Origin of the sequence: Thalassospira mesophila, from assembly GCF_002115755.1 — a bacterium.
In the GTDB taxonomy this organism is placed as follows: domain Bacteria; phylum Pseudomonadota; class Alphaproteobacteria; order Rhodospirillales; family Thalassospiraceae; genus Thalassospira; species Thalassospira mesophila.
In genome coordinates this window covers 837,062-858,161 of the sequence record NZ_JFKA01000001.1, presented here as the reverse complement: position 1 = coordinate 858,161, position 21,100 = coordinate 837,062, and the positions used below count along the sequence as shown (strand labels likewise).

The window sequence follows — 21,100 nt, the reverse complement described above, 5'->3', positions numbered from 1 at the left end:
ATTACCCTTACCCGCGCCACAGCGATAGCGACACCCGCAGCCAGCTTCTTGCGGGATACACCATGATCTGGTGGGGTATTGCGGGGCTATCCTTACTGTCATTCGCAACCGTGTTTTTCACGGCCTTTTGGCATGGCAAAACCGGTGATGCCGGGCAGACCATGCCCCAAACCGACCTGCCTCCCGCCGCCGCACCTACGCAAACAACCGCCACCGCCAAACCCAAATACCAGATTGGCGACGTGGTTGATGATGACGATGATGACGATGACGACGACGACCTTGATGACGATTTTGGCTATATCGAATACCGCACGGCCCAGGCCCGCAACGACGCAACCTTAAACCCGCGTGCGGTTGCGGGCGCGCAATCGTTAATCATTGGCGGGCAAGACGCAATTGTCAGTGCCAATGCGGGCGCTGCTGCCGATGCCCGCACCGATGTCAATCTGCCCAAAACCGGCGCGACCACCAAAAACACAAAAAACCTGATCTTCGCAAGTGTGTTTGCTGCTGTTCCTGTCATTGCGGCCTTTGGCATTTATATATGGCAGGGCCACCCCGACATGCCCGCCCGCCCCTATGCCGAGCGCACCAGCGAACGCAATATTGCCGCTGCCGCCGCGGCAGCGGCCGACCCCGACGACCCCGATGCCCAAACCGACAAACAGATCCGCCGTCTTTTGGGGCAAATCGTCATTTCGCTGGAATCCAATCCGCGCAATTTACAAGGCTGGCTGGTGCTGGCGCGTGGCTCGTTACGACTGGGTGATATTGAACGCGCCGTTGCCGCCTATCGCCGGGCCTATGCCCTGTCGGGGCAAAACCCGTTGCTGGCAATTGAATATGCCGATACCCGCATCACCGCCCAGGGGGGGCAGATCGACGAAATATCGCGCAACCTGGTCCTGCACGCGTTGGGCCAAATGCCCAATCACCGGCTGAGCCGTTATTATTACGGCATCATGCTCGAACAGCAGGGCCACCTGATGCAATCACTGCATGTCCTGCGCGACCTGATCCACGACCTTCCTGCCGACGCCCCGCTCAGCGCCTCGACAGCCGCCGAAATTGCCTCGCTCGAAGCACAGCTTGAAGCCAGCGAAAACAACAAAAACAGCGCCACCAATCGCAGCAATTAACCCGTGATACCCGCGACGCACGCAGCACGAGATATCAAGCCTTGTGATATGACGACAGATGAAACAACGTACTTCCAGCATCCTTACATAACAAAGCCATGCCGCCGAACACCCTTTTGGGCGACAGCAAAGCCGATGCATCTGTGAGTATTAGTCAGATATCAGTCTGGCCGGGCACAATGGCACTGCATCCCGATGTTACGGGGCGTTAAGCCAGTTCACAATAAACAGCGACAGCAAAATAATCCCGACGATCAGGGCAAGTGTTCCCACCACAGACACAGCCCGTATCACGAACGGCAATTCGGCCAATGCGGCCAAATCCTCGCGATCATAGCGCGACAGGGTTGAGGAGGACTGTGACGCCGCATCCGCGCTGCTGTGACGCACCGACGGCCCTTCGTCGGCATCTTGTCCATCTGCGTCATGCGCACGGGCGCTGGTTCGGCCCCCGTCTTCGGCAGCACTGTTCCCAGAAGCCATCAGGGATGCCTTCCCTTGCGACGGTTCTCGCTGCGGCCTTTTATCCTGGGGCAACGTCCCACCAAACCGACGCAACGCTTCCTCACCGCTCATGGCGGGCATAACGATACGGTCCAGTATCGTCCCCGACGAGGATGGCTGCTGCGATAATCGCGGCTTTGGCTGCGAAGGTTTCGGTTTTTTCACTTGTCGGACCTGACACCCGTTACTGTTTCACCCGGCTTGTCCGGTTTATTGGCCCCATACGGGGCATTATAAACAGGCCAAGTTCCGATCAGAACAACTTTTCAAAACCTGATATTGGGCCTGAAACATTAAAACCGCCAAAGGCCAATTTATCGCCAGTGACGGTTTTAAGGGATATATCATTCGGGCGCGACCAAAACAGCTATGCCATATGCCTTGCTGTAAAAACCAACCCGTTACACCCGTTGGTTATCAGACTTAGCGTACCGCTGCCAATCCGTCGGCATCCTGCGACTGGTAAACTGGCCATTTCCCTGCGGCCAGCCGGTCCAGCGACGGGCGGTCCTGCCCAAGGCGTGACCGGTACATCCACAAATTCGCCATCACCCGTTCGATAAACAGGCGGGTTTCGCGCGAGGGGATGCTTTCAATGAAATATAACGGATCTTCGTTGTCTTTCAGCGCTTTTTGCCAGCGGCCCAAATTGCCAATGCCACCGTTATACGCCGCCATCAGCTGCAAAAAGCCGTTATCAACCCCGTTTTGATCGAGCAAATGACCAACATATTTTTGGCCCAGACCAATATTGACCTCAGGTTCGTACAGCTCTTCGCGCTTGGCCCCGCGATAGCGGGTGTTGCCAATATAGCTGGCCGTGGCGGGCATTAACTGCATCAAACCACGGGCACCCACATGGCTGCGTGCCTCGGCGTTAAAGCCCGATTCCTGGCGCATCAACGCATAAATCAGGGCGCGGTCCACATTATAACCGCCTTCGGGCACCCATGACGGCACCGGATACAGGGCGTTTACAATCACTTCACCCGATTTTTGGGCAATGTAATTGCCCAGCCGCATGGTCATGGCGGCAAACGATTCGGTATCGGCCAGCGATAAAATCGCCCGCCGCAGGCTGGGGTCTTTGGAAATGGCGGCCTTGCGCATTTCGCGTTCGGCATCGTGGCGCTTGCCAATTTGCAACAGCGCCAATGCCCGGCGACCATGCGGATCAAGCCGTAACTTGTTGGCACGATCCTGGGTCAGGCTCAGACTGTCCCAGTCAAAAACATCGTTCCGGCCAAGGGCACGCAGCGCCAGCAACCCGTAAAACGAGCGCGGATATTTGGCAGCCCGGTTCAAAAGTTTGTCGGCACGGTCAAACTTGCCTTCAGACAAATCAATCCGTGCGGCCCAAAATGCCCCGGCAGAGCGGGTCCAGCTTGAGGCATACTGGTTGGTCGAAACATCGTCGAACTGCTGGTGGGCTTCGTCAAATTTGTTAAGCCGCCACGCGGTCAAACCGGCCACCCACAGGGCTTCGGGCAAATATTTACCCGACCGTTTTGCCGCTTTCGCCGCATGTTTCAGCGCCAGATCCGGCTTGCCAAAATAATAATACCCCGCCGCAATCGAGGCGCGCGCCTGATCCTGCTCATAGGCATCAAACAGGTGCTGTGCTTCGCTGCTCTCAAGAACTTCGAGCGAGCCTGTCGGCCAGCCCGACCGGATACGCGAATGAATGCGGCGCTTTAAAACCGAAACCCGGCTGCGCTGGGCAGCGGACAGTTTTTTGGTCGATTTATGATAATAGGGGCGGATATCTTCGTAATCATATCCGGCACCTTTCAGATACGATCCAACCGGGCGCTTGGGCTTTGCGGCCGCCCCGCGACGCGACATCGCCAGATCATAAATACGGTCTGCTTCGGGAAGATCGGCATATTTTGCCAGCCAGTCGCGCAGTTCGGAAAACCGCGACCGATACGCCGTGGGGTGCAAATAGCGCTGGGCCATGACATGGCCCATCAGCACATCGTCAGACAGGCGCGAAATCAGGTTGTCCGCATCTTTCCAGCGGCCATCCTTTTGCACCTTGAAAATCTGGCGATAAAGTTCCGCATCCCGGTTTGACAGGACACTTGGAATTTTAACCGCGTCAGAATCAGTCGACTCGTCAAGGCCAGGACTGCTTAGCGCAGCCTGTTCCTGTGCGGCGTGAACCACTTTCGGGCCTGCCACGCAAACAGCGGCAAGGGCAAAAATGATAACGCTGCGCCTGATCCGCGCAGTTAAACGCGAAATAAACAATGTACGTGCTTCGATCAAAACCTGTCTTTTCCCCAAACAGACCCCGGTGTAAACGCGGTTTTTCTAACCCGAAGCAGTTTGTCGTCGCAACCTGTGTAAGCGGATTCCCCGTCTTGAAGCGGGCATATATACCAGCAAAACGCTCTCTAACGAAGCATTTTTATCCTGTATTCAGGAAGTTGCCAGCCCCGGCACCCCAAACGCATATCAGACCTGCCTCCGCTAAAAACTGGCTGATTTTCTGGTTATTTTCCAAAAACAATTCTTAAACCCGCGGCAAAACCACGTCGAGCCGCGCGAAATTGACGCGCCAGAAACGTTTTCCCGCCCGCCAGCCACCCCGCAAAACCGGCACCATTGGCACGCCTGCCTAGCTGCGCATTTTTTTGATAATGCTGCGTAAATCCTGCCAGGCGATCTTTTTCTGTTCGGGTGTTTTTAGCAGATAGGACGGATGAAACATCGCGGTTACGTCCGACTGGAGCGAGTCGGAAAACGACATTTCGTGCCATGTTCCGCGCAAACGGGTAATGCCTTTATCCTGCTCCATCAGAATTTTGGCCGCACTGCCGCCCAGACAAACCACAATCCGGGGACCGACCAGTTCGATAAGGCGGCGCACAAACGGCTCGCATACCATTAGCTCGTCTGCCGTCGGCTGGCGGTTTCCCGGCGGGCGCCACGGCAAAATGTTGGTCAGGTAAACCGTTTCGCGTGACTGGCCGATGGAACGCAACATCGCATCAAGCAACTTTCCCGCGGCCCCGGCAAAGGGCACGCCCTTGCGGTCTTCGTCAGCATCGGGCGCCTCACCCACCAGCAAAATCTCTGCCGCCGGGTTGCCACTGCCAAAAACGGTATTGCTGGCCGATTTTTTAAGCGCACATCCCTCAAATGCCAGAACGGCGGCCCGTAATTCGTCCAGCGTTGCGGCATCCGATGCAGCCTTTTGCGCCGAAACCCGGGCTTCCTGCGGTGCATCGGATAACACAAACCCGCCAATGGCCGCAGGCGGCATGTCCCCGGCCGCACCTGCCCCCATGCCCGCCACACCACTGGCACCACCAGCCGCACGGGCCGCATTCGCGCCCTTCATGCCATAAATGCCCCGCCCGCCCGGTGCCGTTTGCGGCATCGTGCCTTGTCGTGACAGGCTTTCGGATGCACGAAAACGGTCCAGCGGTTCGTCGGCAATGGCTTCGTCTGCGCCCATTTCATATTGCCAGATCAGGGCTTGCAGGGCATCCAGGCTATTTACATCAAAATTTGTTATTGGTTTGCTCATCTACACAAATAAGGCGTATGTTGCAGCGCAGTCCCGGTGAAGCGACCGCACAATTCGGGATGACTTTAACGATTTTACGCCACTTGTGCCATATACAAACAGACGTTAAATCGGTATAGCTTTACCGATTAACTGCCAAATAAACACGGGGCTTGGGCGAGACCCCGATCATGACGACACGGCCACAGCAAAAAAGGCATAAAGCCCCGCTGTGACAAAGGAGAGAGACGAGATGGAACGGGAATCCATGGAATTTGACGTGGTGGTCGTTGGTGCCGGTGTATCTGGCCTCGCTGCTGCCATCCGCCTGATGCAACTCGCCCACGAGCAGGAAAAGGAAATCACGGTTTGCGTGGTGGAAAAGGGCTCTGAAGTTGGCGCGCATACCCTGTCAGGCGCGGTGATTGAACCCCGCGCGCTGAACGAACTTTTCCCCGACTGGCAGGAACGCGGCGCACCGTTAAACGTGCCTGCCACCAAAGACCAGTTCATGATGCTAAGCGAAACCGGCGCCAGACAGCTGCCAACCCCGCCGCAAATGCACAATAAAGGCAACTATATTGTCAGCCTGGGCAATGTGTGCCGCTGGCTGGGCGAACAGGCCGAAGCCCTAGGGATTGAAGTTTACCCCGGTTTTGCCGCCGCCGAGGTGCTGTTTGACGATGCCGGTTCCGTGCGCGGCATTGCCACGGGCGATATGGGCATTTTACGCGATGGCAGCCAGGGCCCCAATTACGAACCGGGCATGGAACTGCACGCGAAATACACCTTCTTTGCCGAAGGTTGCCGGGGGTCGCTGTCTGAACTGCTGATTAAAAAGTTCGATCTGCGCGAAAAAGCCGACCCGCAAACCTATGGCATTGGCATCAAGGAATTGTGGGAAGTTGACCCGGCTGTGCATGAAGAAGGCAAAATCCAGCATACTGTGGGCTGGCCGCTGGATTCAAAAACCTATGGCGGGTCGTTCCTGTATCATCTTGAAAACAATCAGGTATCGGTCGGCTTTGTGATCGGGCTGGATTACGAAAACCCGCATCTGAGCCCGTTTGAAGAATTTCAGCGGTTTAAAACCCACCCGGAAATTCGCAAGTTTTTTGAAAATGGCCGTCGCATTTCTTATGGCGCGCGCGCCCTTAATGAAGGCGGATTTCAATCCCTGCCCGATCTGGTTTTTCCCGGTGGCTGCATTATCGGCTGTTCGGCCGGCTTTATGAATGTGCCCAAAATCAAGGGCTCGCACACCGCGATGAAAACCGGCATGCTGGCCGCCGAAGCCGCATTCGAGCAATTAATCAGCGATGCCCCGGCCCCGGTGCTAAACGCCTATCCGACCGCGGTTGAAAACAGCTGGATCTACCCGGAACTTTACAAGGTGCGCAACATTCGCCCCAGCTTTGCCAAATGGGGCTTTTGGGGCGGCATGGCCTATAGCGCGGTTGATACCTATATTTTTGGCGGTAAGGCCCCCTGGACCTTTAAAAACCACGCCGATCATACCTGCCTGAAACCGGCAGCCGACATGCCCAAAATCACCTATCCCAAACCCGATGGCAAAATCAGCTTTGACCGGCTTTCGTCGGTGTTTTTATCCAACACCAACCACGAAGAAGACCAGCCGATCCATCTGACGTTAAAAGATGTCACGGTGCCGGTGGATGTGAACCTTGCCAAATATGGCGGGCCGGAAGCCCTGTATTGCCCGGCAGGGGTTTATGAATTTGTCGCCGACGCGGAAAAAGGCGGTCAGCGCCTGCAAATCAATGCGCAAAACTGCGTGCATTGCAAAACCTGCGACATCAAAGACCCGACACAAAACATTGTCTGGGTGGTGCCACAGGGCGGCGGCGGGCCGAATTACCCCAATATGTAGCCAGCCTGAGATATAACGACATGTTATATTCCGGCTAAGACTTTTCAGGCCGCCGTGATCAACCATCATGGCGGCCTGTTGCCTTGGCGGGGCCAACTTGCCCGGTAAAATTTCAAAATTCACACGGTTTTTCGTCTTTTTCCTTGTTTGAACGCCGTGCTGCGCGTTCAATAGCCGCCCTTTTGGTTGCGCGGTGGAATGTCAGATGAAAATTGCGATTGTGACACTCGATGGTTTTAACGAAATCGACAGCTTTGTCGCCCTGTCCATCCTTGCCCGGGTCAAGGTCGAGGGCTGGTCGGTGCAAATCACATCGCCCGAAAAATCTGTTACCTCGATGAACGGTGTCGAAATCATTGCCCAGCAACCGCTTTCCTTTGCCAACGAGGCCGATGTGGTCCTGTTTGGCAGTGGCACACGCACCCGCGAGCATATTGATAATGCCGACCTGATCAGCCAGTTTTCGCTGGACCCGACCCGCCAGTTGATTGGCGCACAATGCTCGGGCGTTTTGTTTTTACACCGTCTGGATATTTTACCCGCCACCGCCACCACCGATGCCAAAACCCGGCCCCTTTTGGCTAAAACCGGCTGCCTGATCGAGGATAAACCCCTGATCGCGCAGGGCAATATCGTCACCAGCGGCGGCTGCCTGGCCTCGCAATATCTGGCGGGCTGGGTTATTGCCCGCGCCCTTGGCCTTGAACAGGCACTGGGTATTTTGGAATATGTCGCCCCGTGCGGCCAAAAATCGACCTTTGTTAAAACCGCTGCCGATATTATCAAACCGCAACTCAACGTGCCAACCCAACCGGCCCTTTATTGCTAGGGGCCACATTCTCCTTTGTCGCGCGGCGGTATGTGCCCCCATGCATCAGGATCGCAATGATGTGATGAAATGCCGCACTCGAACCGGGCAAATGCTTTGCCTTATATTGGCCGAATAGGTAGGGTATCGAAATGCCCTCGAACGGATTGCCTATGCCGTTTGATCAATACGGTTTTACACCGCGACCAAAAACGAAACGCAGGAAAAATTCTTGAAGCGCAATCTGTTACATCTTCTGGTCCCGGTAACGGCCCTTGCCCTTTCTGCCTGTGGCACAGTCGGTCAAAATGCCCTTAACCAGCCGTTCGATTATCCGCAAAGCGACGGTTTCGCTGGCAATTATCTGGCGGGTAAAGTTGCGCAAAGCAACAATGCCACATCGCAGGCCGCGCAATATTTGCTGCGCGCCCAGCAACTGGACCCCGAAAATGACGATCTGCGCCGCCGGGCTTTTTTAGCCCTGATATCGGATGGCCGCATTTCAGACACCGAAACCATCGCCCGCCAGCTGATTGTGGATCAACCCCAGGACCTGTTTGCCGTTCTGGCTGTGGCTGATGCCGATATTCGCAGCAAAGATTACGATGGCGCCCTTGAAACCATAAACACCCTGCCCGATCGCGGCTTGAACTCGCTGATCCGCCCGCTGGCGCGCGCATGGTTGTTTACCGCCCTTGACCGCAAAGCCGATGCGCTCGCCGCACTGGACCATTTGCAGGGCAACGGCACGCTGGCCCCGTTATCGGAATATCATCGTGGGCTGGTGCTGGATTATTTTGGCGATTTGAACGGGGCCGAACGCGCCCTTGCCAGCGCCTATGGCGACCCGGCCGACGCGCCGCTCCGCGCTGCCGAGGCACTGGGCGCTATTTACGAACGCAAGGGCCAAACCCAAAAGGCCGAGCTGCTTTATCAAAGCTATATGGACCGCCATCCGCAGTCCCTTGCCATGCCCTATCATCTCGAACGCCTGAAAAAAGGCGAACCGCCGATCAGCACAGCACTAACCCCGGCATCGGGACTGGCCGAAGGGTATCTCGATATCGCAACGCTGCTGAGCCAGGAAAACGCGGTTGACCCGGCATTACTGATGGCGCGCTATTCGCTGTCGTTGCGCCCGGGGGATGCGGTAACCAAATTGCTGGTTGGCGAAGTGATGGAAATTCAAAAACGCTGGCCCGAAGCGATTGCGATTTATAAATCCATCCCCGAAAATTCGCCGCACAGCTGGAACGCCCGGCTGCGCGAAGCCTCCAGCCTGACCGAAATAGACCAGAACGACGAAGCCATCGCCATTTTGCGAAAAATGGTGCGCGAACGCGATGACCGCGCCGATGCATTGATTCAATTGGGCGATGTTTTGCGGGCGACCAAAAAATTCGGGGCCTCCGCCGATGCCTATAGCGACGCGATCAACCGTTTGGGCGGGCCGCAAAATGTTGGCTGGCGCTTGCTCTATCGTCGTGGCATTGCCTATGAACAAGACGGCCAGTGGCCCAAGGCCGAGCAGGATTTTCTCGAAGCCCTCGAAATGGAACCCGACCAGCCCTATGTCCTGAATTATCTTGGCTATAGCTGGGTCGATATGGGCATGAATTTCGACAAGGCGCAGGAAATGCTCAAACGCGCCATCGAACTTAAACCCGATGACGGCTTTATCGTCGATAGTCTGGGCTGGGTTTATTACAAGCTGGGCCAGTACGAAGCCGCAGTGAACGAGCTTGAACATGCGGTATCATTGATCCCCGATGACCCAACGGTAAATGACCATCTTGGCGATGCCTATTACCAGATTGGCCGCCACCACGAGGCGGAATTTCAGTGGCGCCGGGCCTTGTCGTTTGATCCGACACCCGAACAGCGCAAAGACGTGATGGACAAGCTGAACGGTAAAAAACCGGCCATTGGCACGGCAGACACCAAATAATTAACCCGTAAAAATGGGCAAGGGTGATGGAAACCCAGTTGATCGAACCGGCACAGGCCAAGATTAACCTTTTCCTGCATGTGACGGGCAAGCGCGACGATGGCTATCATACGCTTGATAGTCTGGTGTGTTTTGCCAATATCGGCGACACCCTGCGGGCGCGCCTACGCGATGACGCCACCTTAACCCTCGCCATTACCGGCCCCATGGCCGACGCCCTGGAAGATGGCAGCCCCAAAGACAACCTTGTCATGCGCGCGGCCACCCTGTTGCAGGAAAAATACGGTGTTACCCAGGGTGCCGACCTGATTTTGGAAAAAAACCTGCCCGTCGCCTCGGGCATTGGGGGCGGGTCGGCCGATGCGGCGGCGGCCTTGCGGGTTTTGTGTAAATTATGGGGCCTTGATGATGTCCCGCCAGCCGATCTGGCCGACATTGCCCTGTCGCTGGGCGCGGATGTGCCGGTGTGCTTAACCGGCGGCACGGTTTTAATGCAGGGCATTGGCGAGGAAATAACACCGCTGTCACCCCTGCCCGGCTTTTCGCTGGTGCTGGTTAACCCCGGCAAGGCGGTGTCGACCCCGGCCATTTTCGCCGCCCGCGATGGCGACTTTACCGAGGCCGGATCATGGCCAACCGACGCCAGCTTCGCCGATGTCACCTCGCTTGCCACGGCCCTGCGTGATTGCCGCAACGATTTAACCCTGCCCGCCATCACCCTGCTGCCCGAAATTTGCGATGTACTTGATGCGCTGGCGCGCGCCGACGGCTGCTTGCTCGCCCGTATGTCAGGCAGCGGAGCTACTTGCTTTGGCCTCTATCCCAATGCAGATCAGGCACAGGCGGCGGCCACAGCAATTGCCCAAGCCAACCCCGGCTGGTGGGTGCAGGCCGGAAAATTTGCGGGCAGCCCGGCGCACGGGCCCCTGCCCGCCAGCCGCCAAATGCCTGAAACCGCATAAAAAACAGAAAAAAATCGCCGTGACAAAAAAGGATCAAAATAGAGGGTTGCACTTGGCGGAATAGGGCGCTATTTTCCGCGCCACACACGCTGATGGGGCGTGGCCAAGTGGTAAGGCATCGGTTTTTGGTATCGTGTACCGTAGGTTCGAATCCTACCGCCCCAGCCAAGACAAACCCCTTCGAGGTTCGCCCTCGAAGGGGTTTTCTTTTGCCCTTAATGATCCATCGCCCGGCGCAAATCGCGCACGGCTTTGCCATCGGTGGCAACGCGGCCTTCTTCGCCCTTCTGTGCGGTTCGTTTGCACGATGCATGTAATTGCGACGCGCCGGTTTTGGCGCGCAGGGTGCTGGCATTGGCGGCCGTGACGCCGCTGCCGGGCAAAATGATAATCCGCTCGCCCGCGCGCGCGATCAGGTCGGCAATCATGGCACAGCCTTCCTCGGCGGTGTTTTGCTGGCCCGAGGTTAAAATACGGTCAAACCCCAGCCCAACTGCGGTTTCAAGGGCCGAAAATGCATCGGGCGTTATATCAAAGGCACGATGCAGGGTTTTCGCCATGCCGCCCGCCGCATCACATAACAACCGCAAATGCCCTTCATGCAGGCTGCCATCGTCATGGCACGCACCAAACACCACGCCTTTGGCCCCGGCATCGCGGGCCAGGGCAATTTCGCGGGCCATGGTGTCTATTTCGCTGTCCTGATACACAAAATTGCCCGGTCGCGGACGGATCATGACAAAACACGGCACCGGTATGGTGCCAATTTGCGCCATCGCCCCGGGGGTTGGCGTTAACCCGCCCACGCCCAGCGCCGAGCAATATTCGATCCGGTCGGCACCATTTTTGGCCGCAATTACCGCATCTTCAAAACTTTCAACACAGATTTCCAGCGTCATATGGCTGATACGGGTCATCGGTTGCCTCCTGTCGCACGTGTCATATCGTCCCGGTCATGAAGCAGGGCCGCACCGCGCAGCCCGCCATCTTCGTAAAATCGGCCCGGCATCACCAAGGCATGATCATAACGGCCCAAAACGCCAGAGCGCACCGCTGCATCAATGCGCGCCACCAGCCCGCTTTCCCCGGCCAGCCCGCCGCCAACCGGCACACAATCGGGGTCCAGCACATTGATCATCAGGCGCAATTGCCCGGCCACCAGATCCACAAACACATCAATGGTTTTAAGGGCGGCATGGTTGCCCGCCCGCCAGGCAGCGGTAATGTCGTGGCTGGCCAAATCGCCGCCATTAAGCAAGTTATGAATACGTTCCATGCCGCGTGCCGCCCCCCACGGGTCCAGGCAGGCGGCCCCGCCACAGCCGCACTGGCGCGACTTTAACCCGTGGCGGGCAAGGGCGCCTGAAACATCGTTGCCATGGCCCCATTCGCCGCGAATGCCGCTGCGCCCGCCAATAAACCGGCCATCCACCACAATACCACCGCCAACCCCGGTGCCCAATATGATGGCAAATACCGTTCGGTGCCCGGCCCCGGCCCCCAAACGGGCTTCGGCCAGGGCAAAACAATCGGCATCGTTTTCCACCCGCACCGGGCGCTTTAAAATCAACCCCAGTTCCCGCCCGATCGACCAGCCCTTGATCGGTGGCACATTGGCCGAAATAACCGCCCCGGTTTCGGGCTCCAGCCCGCCAGCAAAGCTGATGCCGACGGGTGGCACACCGGTGGCGTTTGCCAAAATATCCTGCGTTGTGCCGGGCAACGAGGCGCCCCCGCCCGGCTGTTGCGGGGCAAAACGCGCATCTGCGGCCTGCACCAGATCGCGAATGGCGCCGACAAAGGCCTCGCGATCGGAAAGGGGGGTGGGAACCTTTTGGCGATACAGGATCTTGTCCTGATCATTGAAAACGCCAAATTCGATTTTCGTGCCGCCAATATCAAATGCGTATTTCATTGAACCTTGCCTTGCGATCCCATAGTTTCGCCCTTCATCATGTGATTTTCTCGGGGGAAATGACCCTGTCTGACCAACATTCCGGCCACCAGACGACGCGCACCCGCCACAAAAAATCGCGCCTGCCCACCTTGCAAGATGTGGCAGAGCGTGCCGGTGTGTCGCTGTCGGCGGCATCGCGTGCATTGTCGCGCGATCAAAAACCGGTGGCGGCGGAAAAACGCGAACGTGTGCTGGCCGCCGCGCGCGCGCTGGGCTACAGCGCCAACCCGCTGGCTCAGGGCTTGTCCACCCGGCAAACCGGGCTGGTCAGTATTATTGTCAATCATATCGGCGATCTTAGTGACCTGGATTTGTTTGATATCCTGATTGGCCGATTGCAGGATGTCGGCAAGCAGGCATCAATTGTGCGGTTGGGATCGGTAAAGAGTGCGCGGGACTTTTTGCGGGGCAGCATCAGCTATCATGTCGACGCCGCCCTTATCTTTTCCGATTTTATTGGTCCAAGGCAAGCACGGGATTTTTTTCGTACCAATCATGTCATCATGTTAAATGGCCGGCAAGACAGCCAAAGCCTGTCGGTTCAGCCAGATGACGCCCCGGGAATTCAACAGGCGGTTGAAAATGCCGCCCGCCATCAGGTTGAAACCGCAACGCTGATTACCGGGCGCGAAAGCTCTGAACTTGAAAAGCAGCGCATTGCTTTTTACCGCACTGCACTGGCCCGATACGGCATTCTCGTCAGCACCCAATTGCATGGCGATTATTCCTATGCCTCCGGCGTTACCGCCGCCCGCCAGATTGACCCGCGCCATTATACCGACGCCATTTTTTGCACATCCGATGCCATGGCAATGGGGGTTCTCGATGTTTTGCGCGACCGCGAAGACGGTATCATTCCGGGGCGCATGCGCCTGTACGGGTTTGATAACCTGTCGCTAACCGACCTTCACAGTTACCCGATATCGTCCATCGGCTTTGACAAGCGCGATTATGTGGAACAGGTGGTGTCGCTGCTGGTTGACCCGGCCCAGGCGCGCAAGGGCCCGCGCCATTTGGGGGTTCCCACCCGGTTTTATGGCCGCCAGACCGGATAAAATAATTACGGCCCTTAGCGCCAAAACGCCGCCCCGAAGGACGGCGTCATCGGCATGGTAAATCTTACCAAAGCGGGTTCAGCGTTGGCGGGTTGGCATCATCGCCCCACCATTTTTTATAGCTGGTTTCGTAATCGCCCGACGAAATATAGTCAGACACAAACATGTCCATCCAGCGCAGAAATTCCGGGTCGCCCTTGCGCACCCCAATCGCAATCGGATCGTTGGAGAACAGACCCTTCATGGTGACCAGATTGTCTTCCTGTGCGGCAAGATAATCGACCAGCGAGCTATCCTCGATCCCGGCTTCAACCCGGCGCTGTTTTAACAGCAACACGCCATCGGGCGCGAAATTGTCGGTGTAAACCATTTCGGCATCCGGCACCCGGCGCTTGATAAAACTTTCACCGGTAGAGCCGCGACCAACCACAATTTTATGCCCGGCCAGATCATCAAGCGATTTAATGCCCGAGTCTTTTTGTACCACCACCCGCAAACCGGCCCGGTTATAGGGAATGGTAAAATCAATCGACTTGGCGCGTTCCAGCGTTGCCGACAGGTTGCCAATCACGGCGTCCAACTGGTCTGACAACAACATCGACACGCGGGCGTCGCCGCTCACATCGGTATATTCAATTTTAACGCCCAGCTTTTCCGCCAGCCGTTTTGCCAGATCAACATCATAGCCCGCCGGGTTGTTTTCGGCATCGCGAAAGCCAATCGGCTCGCCGCCCAGCGATACCCCCACCCGGATCACACCGCGATCCTTGATGTCTTCGAGCTTGCCCGCCATCGCATGGGACATGCTTCCCGCAATCGCTGTTAGCGCCATCACGCCTGCCAGCACAAATCCTTTTAACCGCATTTTGAAGCCTCCTGTTTTTTATAAAACTTATACCCGGTCCCTATAAAATTGGCTTATGGGGATCGGGCCGCGCGATGAACCGTTTCGCTCAACACGCTTTGGTCCTAGTCCTTGAGCGTTTCCGCTTCTCTTTTTTCCGGTTTGGTCAGGGTTTCGTCCCAGTACCAGTATCGAATGGTTTCGCGGCAGCGAAAATTCACCACCTTGTGGTTTCCGTGTGCATCAAGCGCATGAAGAACCACCCCGTCGAGATAGCCTGTTTCAAGGTCGCGCAATTCATCCACGGCAATTTTCACGGCATCATCCAGCGAATAGCCCAGCTTCATCGCCAGAACGATGGTGCGACAGGTGCCAGCCCGCATCGTCATTTCGCCGGTATGGGTGCAGGCCGCCGCCCCATAGCGGCTATCGGCATAAAACCCCGCCCCGACAATCGGGCTGTCGCCCAACCGGCCGGGATATTTCCAGGCCCAGCCCGATGTACTGGTGGCGGCATGGATGCCCTTATGGGAATCAATGGTCAAAAACACGCTGGTATCGCGCACTTTTTCGGGGTCGGTAATGGCACTGTTTAACGGGGCCAGCGGCATATCGGGGAATTTGGCCTGTTCTTCCGGGCTTAACATTCGCGCCAGTTTGTCCCACCATACCTTTTTGGAATCGGGGTATAGCGTGGGCTGCGGGGTGAAACCGCTTTCACTTGCGAACCTGCAAGCGCCCTCGCCGACCAGCATTTCATGGTTAAGGTCGCTCATCACCCGGCGCGCCACCGACACGGCATGAACCACCCCGCGCAACGCGCCAACTGCCCCGGTGCGGCGCGTGGTGCCATCCATCACCCCGGCGTCAAATTCCATTTCACCAATCAGGTTGGGCCAGCCACCATAGCCAACACTGCGCACCTTGGGGTCTTCTTCCACCCGGTTCAGGGCTGTTTCCAGGGCATCCAGCCCGTGGCGGCCGGATTTTAAAATATCCACCGCCTGCTCTATCCCGGCACCGGCTTCGGAATTGGCAACAATGATCATGGGTCGCTCGTCCTTCTTTCTTATTGTTATTTACTTGTTATTTGTTGCGCATCTTGGCCAAAAAGCGCGCAATGCGTTCATCGCCATAACCGCCATCTTCGGCGAAGAAACGATCCGTCGGCATGTCGGCGCGCACCACACCATCATCAAGAAAAACGATGCGCGATGATATTTCGCGGGCAAAGGCAATTTCGTGGGTGACAAAAATCATGGTGGTGCCGCTGCGCGCCAGGGCGGCCAGCACATCTAGCACTTCGCCCGTCATTTCCGGGTCCAGGGCCGATGTCACCTCGTCTAGCAGCAAATAACGCGGCTGCATGGCAAGTGCGCGGCAAATGCCGATCCGCTGTTTTTGCCCGCCTGAAAGCTGACCGGGATAGGCATCTGCACGGTCTGCCAGCCCCACCTGTTTGAGCAACGCAAAGGCTTCGGCTTCAACCTCGGCCTTTTTGCGGCCCAGCACATCTATCGGCGCCAGTGTGATGTTTTCAAGCACCGATAAATGCGGGTACAGGTTAAAATGCTGAAACACGGTGGCGCAGCGTTTGCGAATTTCGCGCAATTCGCGGGGCTTTGACACATCCAGCCCGTCAATCAACAGCGACCCGCCATTTAACCCGGCCAACCCGTTCATGCAGCGCATCAGCGTACTTTTGCCCGACCCGCTGGCGCCTAAAATGGAGACAACCTCGCCCGGCGCAATGGTCAGGCTGATGCCTTTCAGAACCTCGGTATCGCCGAATTTTTTGTGCAGTTGATCAATTTCAATCACGATAGCGCCTTCCTCATAACCCGGCCCAGTCCATATGGCGGCGCAACCGGTTTTCAATGCGCCCGCCTGCCATTGCCAGCACGCGCGACAAGACAAAATAGGTCACGCCAATGATCGCCCAGACGATAAAGGGCTGCCAGGTGCGCTGGTTCAAAATCTGGCCGACTTTGGTTAAATCAATCACGCCAATGGCGGAAATCAGCGATGTGACCTGCAACTGGTTCACCGCCAGCCCGATCAGGGCGGGCATCGCCACCACCAACGCCTGCGGGGCGATGATTTTGCGTAAAATGCTGCGTTCGGAATGGCCAAAACTGCGCGCGGCCTCCAGCTGGCCGCGATCAAGGGCATCCATGGCGGAAATGGCGATCACGGCGATAAAGGCGGCTGTATTCCCGGTCAGGGTAAAAATCGCAGCTTCGGCGGGGGTGATGTTAACCTGCAACAGCACCGGCACGCCAAAAAACACCAAAAACAATTGCACCAGCACCGGCGAGTTTTTCAAAAATTCGCTAATCACCAGCAATAGCGGGGCCACCACCGGCACCTTGTAAACCCGGCACAGGGCAATGAAGATGCCAATCAGACTGCCCAAAATCATCGATGCCGCAAACACACCCACCGAAACGCCCAGCCCCTGCGCCCACAATATCGGGTCATGCCAGTTAAAGCCCTGATTGCGCATTATTCAGCCCCCCGCATGAAACGGTTTAAATGCCGGTGCCACAGATTGATCAACAGCGACAACAGATAGGTCAGCACGCAATAAAACAGCAGCAGGAAGAAATAGACCTCGAACGGGCGGAAGGTATCGGACGCGACAATTTTGGCATTGCCGGTCAGCTCGTTAAGCGTGATGGTCGATAAAATCGATGTGGTCAGCACCAGATTGATAAACACCGATCCCAGCGGGCGCAGCGAGACGCGCAGCGCGATGGGCAAAATGATTCGGCGATAAATTTTAAGGCGCGACAAGCCGGAAACCTCGGCCGCCTCGATCACCCCGGTATCAACATTTTCAATGCCCGCGCGCAACACATCGGCGGCATAGGCCCCCACCGCAATCGACAGCGCCATGGTGCCGGTGGTGAAAGCGTCGATATAAATGCCGATTTCCGGCAGGCCGAAATAAAAGAAAAACACCTGCACGATAAACGGAATATTGCGAAACAGGCCAATATAACCCCGCGCCAACCGCCGCACAGCAGGCCGACGCGACACCGCGCCAAAGGCCACAATCACACCAATGATAAAACTGCCCGCAATCGACAAGGCACTGACCGACGCGGTGACCAAAAACCCGTCCCAGAACATGCCCAGATACCCGATGATCGCCGAAAAGTTCATTTTATGTTTTATAACCTGATGATTTTATTTGTTTTTATCATGAAACCGCTTTCACTTTAGCACATTCAAAAACCCGCGCAAACAAAAAGGCAAACCGCATATAGGCCATACGCAGCCACCGGCGTTACGGATTTTGAGATGGTATCAACAACCCTGCCTTGTATAGTCGTTTCAGGCGATAAAATAAGGGGGAACACAGGTGGCAGAAATACAAACCGAAGAAAGCCCGGGTTCCCTGAATGCCAACGCGATCATCGACAAACTGGCACAGTCCGGGTTTTTGTCTGACTTGCTGGCAGACAAGGATGTAAAGGCGACGTTGCTGGGTGAAATACGCGAGTTAGGGTTTCGCCCGCCTTTGCACTACGTCGTTTTACGCCTGATCACCGCCATTGTTGCAAAGTCAGAATCCTTTATCGGCAAGGCAATTTCATCCCGCTTGCAAACCTTTATTGAAAACACTCCGTTACTGGCTGGACTGCTACAACGACTAATCACTATCCAGCATGGCACGGAAACCAAAGACGCCCTTAAAACCAGCATCCTTACTGTCATAACAGAAGGCAGGCCAGTTGATCTTGATGCCCTAGAAATTGACGACACCACCCCCATCGAAACCATGCTGGCCTTGCATAATATTCAGGGATTCGAGAAAGTCCTCAGCGAGCTTGAGGGACAGACAGATACCCTGATCACGGCCTTCCAGAAAGAAATTGATCAGCTTTTTCACAACATGGTTTCCCCGGAGCTTAGATGGCCTAAGCCACGGCGAGAGCTCGGATCTTTTGATCGTGTCAAATATAACTCAAACCTTAACGGTCTATATGGCCGCGAAAAAGAAATTGAACTTCTGACCAATTTCGCAGGTGACATCGAGATTTGCGGACCTGAATTTAATTTCCGCTGGATGCTGATAAAAGGTGATGGTGGCACAGGGAAAACTCGGCTCGCCTTTGATTTTACCACAGAAAAGCTGAACCGAAATATCTGGAAGGCAGGCAAGCTCCATCTCCATGATCTCGAAAAGTTTCGCAATCCAGAAAAATGGCTTCCTCGTCAACCAACCTTCATTGTGATTGATTATGTCAGTGGACAGGCAGAAAAAACGGGCGACCTCTTACGCATATTTGCGAACAATGCTGCGCATTATGATTTTCCTGTCCGAGTTTTATTGCTGGAACGCAAGGTCGACAAAAGCTGGCTAGCAAAAATGCTACCCGAAAACGGCGATAAACCGATGGTGATGGACCATGTCTTCGGGCATGAGGATGAAAACGGGCTGACCATCCCGCCCGTAGATGCAACAGCTATCAAGAAGATGATGAAGGAGCGCTTTGCCAAAGCAGGGCAAACACCGCCATGCGGAGATCTTCTTCTGGCAGCGGCGCAAAGGGTTGATACCAGACCAAACGATGCCAACCAGCCCCGCCCGCTTTTTGCCCTTGCCACGGCAGAAGCAATGATCGCTGAAGCCGAAAAAGAACCAGAATCACAACCCGATTTTACAAAAATCGCGGCCTTGCTTAATCAGGAAGACGTCCTTGCCGGAATGCTAAGGCGCGAAGAAGACACCTGCTGGCAACACGCCGCGCCCGATGATGGTGGCGGCACCCTAACCCGCTATAAACTCGCCTTGGCACTGGCAACACTTACACAAGGGTTGGACCTAAATGACCTTGAGACCAAAGACGCCGATTACGGCCCCGTCGCCCGCCACCTGCCCGATCCGCCCCCCGATCATCATCAGGGGCTGATCAGCGCCCTTGGAGGAACAGGAACATTCCTTGCACCAGTTGAACCTGACATAATGGGTGAGTTTTTTGTAGCTAGAACTCTGTTAGAATGTTCAACCAAGCACCGACATTGCCTTGTGAACAACAGCTTGAAAAACGGAAAGATTGCGCCAATCGCTTCGATTTTGCGCCTACTTCAAGACTTCCCTCAAAAGACAGTTGATATTGATATTCCTGCAGCCATGTTGTCTTGCGAACACGAAATAGCTGCATATTCCTACGCTTGGATGGCTATTGATTGGCTAGACCAATGCAACAAAGTCAACAATCCCAAAATGGCTGATGATTTCATGGATGCGCTCAAAATGTTGAGCATCAAATTTCCAAAAAATCACAAGATAGCGCAAGAAGAATCTAAAGCAGTGTTCAATATGATCCTTGATGATCTCAATACAAATCGGCAACGAACAAATACTATGTTACTCCGCCTTGACACTCTATGCGCTCAATTCAGTGATAACGAAGAAATTTCACTAATTATGGCTGAAGCGTACAGCAATATTTTCTTCCGCAAAGAAGAAAAATACAACAGAAAACAAATTGATGAAATGCTCTCACGCATTGATACTCTGAGGACAAAATTTAACGACCACTTCAAAATCGGCTTAGCAGAAGCCAAGGCCGCAGTGAACATAAGCCTACGTGCTGGAGAACAAAACGACTGGGAACAGACTACTGTCATGCTGAAGCGCATTGACAAGCTTCGCGAAACTTTCGGAAATCGCCCTGAAATTGTATCCCGAGAGGCGAAAATCGTTTTCAATATTATTTTTGATGCAAGCAAAATAGGCGATTGGCAAAAAACCGATAAATTATTGAATAGACTCGATACAATACGTACAGAGTTCGACAAGAACACGGAAGTCGCACTAACAGAGGCGCACGCTGCTTCACACATCGGCACACTATGCTGTGAACAAGGAAATTGGGAACGGGTTAAAGCAATGCTGATAAGATTTGATAATCTGCGCACCCACTTCGCCCACAACATTGATATCGCTATCTCTGAAGCATTAACAGCAGCTAATATTTGTACTTTTTCCAGTGAAAAAAATGACTGGAACCGCGTGAACGAAATGCTAAAGCGATTAGATAATTTACGCGCGCAGTTTTATGAAAATCCGGAAATTGCAGAAGCCGAAGCCAGCGCAGCCAGTAATATCAGCACAATATCAAGCGAAAAAGGTGTCAAAATTTGGGTCGCAGATATGTTGGGAAGACTTGACCTACTTCTTTTGCAATTTCCGAAGAACTACAAAATAGCGGTAGCTGAGGCAAACGCAGCTTTTTACATAGGAGAAGATGCTTGCAATCGTGTTGACTTTAATCAGGGAAAAAAAATGCTAGAACGACTAATCAAAACTTCAGATAGATTCAGCAACAACTTTCTCATCAAATACGGAAGTGAGCCTCATCGAACCATCGATGAAGCTATTCAACACATTTCAGAAATGCTGTTAATCAAAAATTAGTCAGAACTTTTTAAGACGGCGCCTGCCATCAGACAGACG

Annotated in this window: 17 protein-coding genes and 1 tRNA gene; 8 read left to right on the top strand and 10 right to left on the bottom strand. The window is 55.0% G+C overall.

All coding sequences use genetic code 11. The features are described from left to right. Positions 1–62: 62 nt before the first annotated feature. Positions 63–1,142 carry a tetratricopeptide repeat protein gene (locus TMES_RS03800; protein ID WP_143589517.1) on the top strand — a complete coding sequence of 360 codons (1,080 nt, stop codon included), beginning with the start codon at positions 63–65 and terminating at the stop codon, positions 1,140–1,142. Positions 1,143–1,340: 198 nt separating this feature from the next. Here the strand turns inward: TMES_RS03800 and TMES_RS03795 are convergent, their stop codons facing one another. The 3 genes from TMES_RS03795 to TMES_RS03785 all read right to left on the bottom strand — a co-directional run bounded on the left by TMES_RS03795 (position 1,341) and on the right by TMES_RS03785 (position 5,184). Beyond that, complete coding sequence (locus TMES_RS03795; protein WP_143589516.1) at positions 1,341–1,625, bottom strand: hypothetical protein; 285 nt, start codon at positions 1,623–1,625, stop codon at positions 1,341–1,343. 444 nt (positions 1,626–2,069) lie between these two features. Beyond that, the gene (locus TMES_RS03790; RefSeq protein WP_085579884.1) at positions 2,070–3,917 is read right to left on the bottom strand and encodes a lytic transglycosylase domain-containing protein; all 1,848 of its coding nucleotides are present in this window, start codon (positions 3,915–3,917) and stop codon (positions 2,070–2,072) included. 352 nt (positions 3,918–4,269) lie between these two features. Next, complete coding sequence (locus TMES_RS03785) at positions 4,270–5,184, bottom strand: uracil-DNA glycosylase (RefSeq protein ID WP_085579498.1); 915 nt, start codon at positions 5,182–5,184, stop codon at positions 4,270–4,272. A 232-nt stretch (positions 5,185–5,416) separates the two neighbouring features. Here TMES_RS03785 and TMES_RS03780 point away from each other — a divergent pair, with 232 nt between their 5' ends. The 5 genes from TMES_RS03780 to TMES_RS03760 all read left to right on the top strand — a co-directional run bounded on the left by TMES_RS03780 (position 5,417) and on the right by TMES_RS03760 (position 10,940). After that, complete coding sequence (locus tag TMES_RS03780; RefSeq protein WP_085579496.1) at positions 5,417–7,054, top strand: electron transfer flavoprotein-ubiquinone oxidoreductase; 1,638 nt, start codon at positions 5,417–5,419, stop codon at positions 7,052–7,054. Positions 7,055–7,259: 205 nt separating this feature from the next. Next, entirely contained in the window at positions 7,260–7,883 is a 624-nt protein-coding gene (locus tag TMES_RS03775; protein ID WP_085579494.1) for a DJ-1/PfpI family protein, read from the top strand. A gap of 211 nt (positions 7,884–8,094) precedes the next feature. Continuing rightward, positions 8,095–9,810 (top strand): tetratricopeptide repeat protein, encoded by a 1,716-nt coding sequence (locus TMES_RS03770; RefSeq protein WP_085579492.1) that lies wholly within the window; start codon positions 8,095–8,097, stop codon positions 9,808–9,810. Positions 9,811–9,836: 26 nt separating this feature from the next. After that, positions 9,837–10,772, top strand: a complete 936-nt coding sequence (locus tag TMES_RS03765) for a 4-(cytidine 5'-diphospho)-2-C-methyl-D-erythritol kinase (protein WP_085579490.1) — start codon at positions 9,837–9,839, stop codon at positions 10,770–10,772. A 93-nt stretch (positions 10,773–10,865) separates the two neighbouring features. Further along, positions 10,866–10,940: transfer RNA gene (locus TMES_RS03760), tRNA-Gln, on the top strand. A 47-nt stretch (positions 10,941–10,987) separates the two neighbouring features. Here TMES_RS03760 and TMES_RS03755 read toward each other — a convergent pair. Both TMES_RS03755 and TMES_RS03750 read right to left on the bottom strand, forming a co-directional pair. Next, entirely contained in the window at positions 10,988–11,689 is a 702-nt protein-coding gene (locus TMES_RS03755; RefSeq protein ID WP_085579488.1) for a copper homeostasis protein CutC, read from the bottom strand. Continuing rightward, on the bottom strand, positions 11,686–12,687 hold the full coding sequence (locus TMES_RS03750) for an ROK family protein (RefSeq protein ID WP_085579486.1): 1,002 nt from the start codon (positions 12,685–12,687) through the stop codon (positions 11,686–11,688). Before TMES_RS03750 ends, TMES_RS03755 begins: the two co-directional genes overlap by 4 nt. Between TMES_RS03750 and TMES_RS03745 the strand changes: the two genes are divergently transcribed. Beyond that, a complete protein-coding gene (locus TMES_RS03745; protein ID WP_143589515.1) occupies positions 12,675–13,784 on the top strand; it encodes a LacI family DNA-binding transcriptional regulator in 1,110 nt (369 codons plus the stop codon). The two genes, TMES_RS03750 and TMES_RS03745, sit on opposite strands and share 13 nt — an antisense overlap. Positions 13,785–13,848: 64 nt before the next feature. Here TMES_RS03745 and TMES_RS03740 read toward each other — a convergent pair whose 3' ends face one another. The 5 genes from TMES_RS03740 to TMES_RS03720 form a co-directional block, all read right to left on the bottom strand. Then, a complete protein-coding gene (locus tag TMES_RS03740) occupies positions 13,849–14,649 on the bottom strand; it encodes a transporter substrate-binding domain-containing protein (RefSeq protein ID WP_085579484.1) in 801 nt (266 codons plus the stop codon). A gap of 104 nt (positions 14,650–14,753) precedes the next feature. After that, complete coding sequence (locus TMES_RS03735) at positions 14,754–15,677, bottom strand: glycosylasparaginase (RefSeq protein WP_085579482.1); 924 nt, start codon at positions 15,675–15,677, stop codon at positions 14,754–14,756. Between the two features lie 37 nt (positions 15,678–15,714). Continuing rightward, the gene (locus TMES_RS03730; protein WP_085579480.1) at positions 15,715–16,449 is read right to left on the bottom strand and encodes an amino acid ABC transporter ATP-binding protein; all 735 of its coding nucleotides are present in this window, start codon (positions 16,447–16,449) and stop codon (positions 15,715–15,717) included. 13 nt (positions 16,450–16,462) lie between these two features. Continuing rightward, positions 16,463–17,134, bottom strand: coding sequence for an amino acid ABC transporter permease (locus TMES_RS03725; RefSeq protein ID WP_085579478.1), 672 nt, complete (start codon positions 17,132–17,134; stop codon positions 16,463–16,465). Continuing rightward, a complete protein-coding gene (locus tag TMES_RS03720; protein WP_085579477.1) occupies positions 17,134–17,796 on the bottom strand; it encodes an amino acid ABC transporter permease in 663 nt (220 codons plus the stop codon). Before TMES_RS03720 ends, TMES_RS03725 begins: the two co-directional genes overlap by 1 nt. Positions 17,797–17,995: 199 nt before the next feature. Between TMES_RS03720 and TMES_RS03715 the strand changes: the two genes are divergently transcribed. After that, a complete protein-coding gene (locus TMES_RS03715; RefSeq protein ID WP_085579475.1) occupies positions 17,996–21,061 on the top strand; it encodes an ATP-binding protein in 3,066 nt (1,021 codons plus the stop codon). The last annotated feature ends 39 nt before the right edge of the window (positions 21,062–21,100 follow it).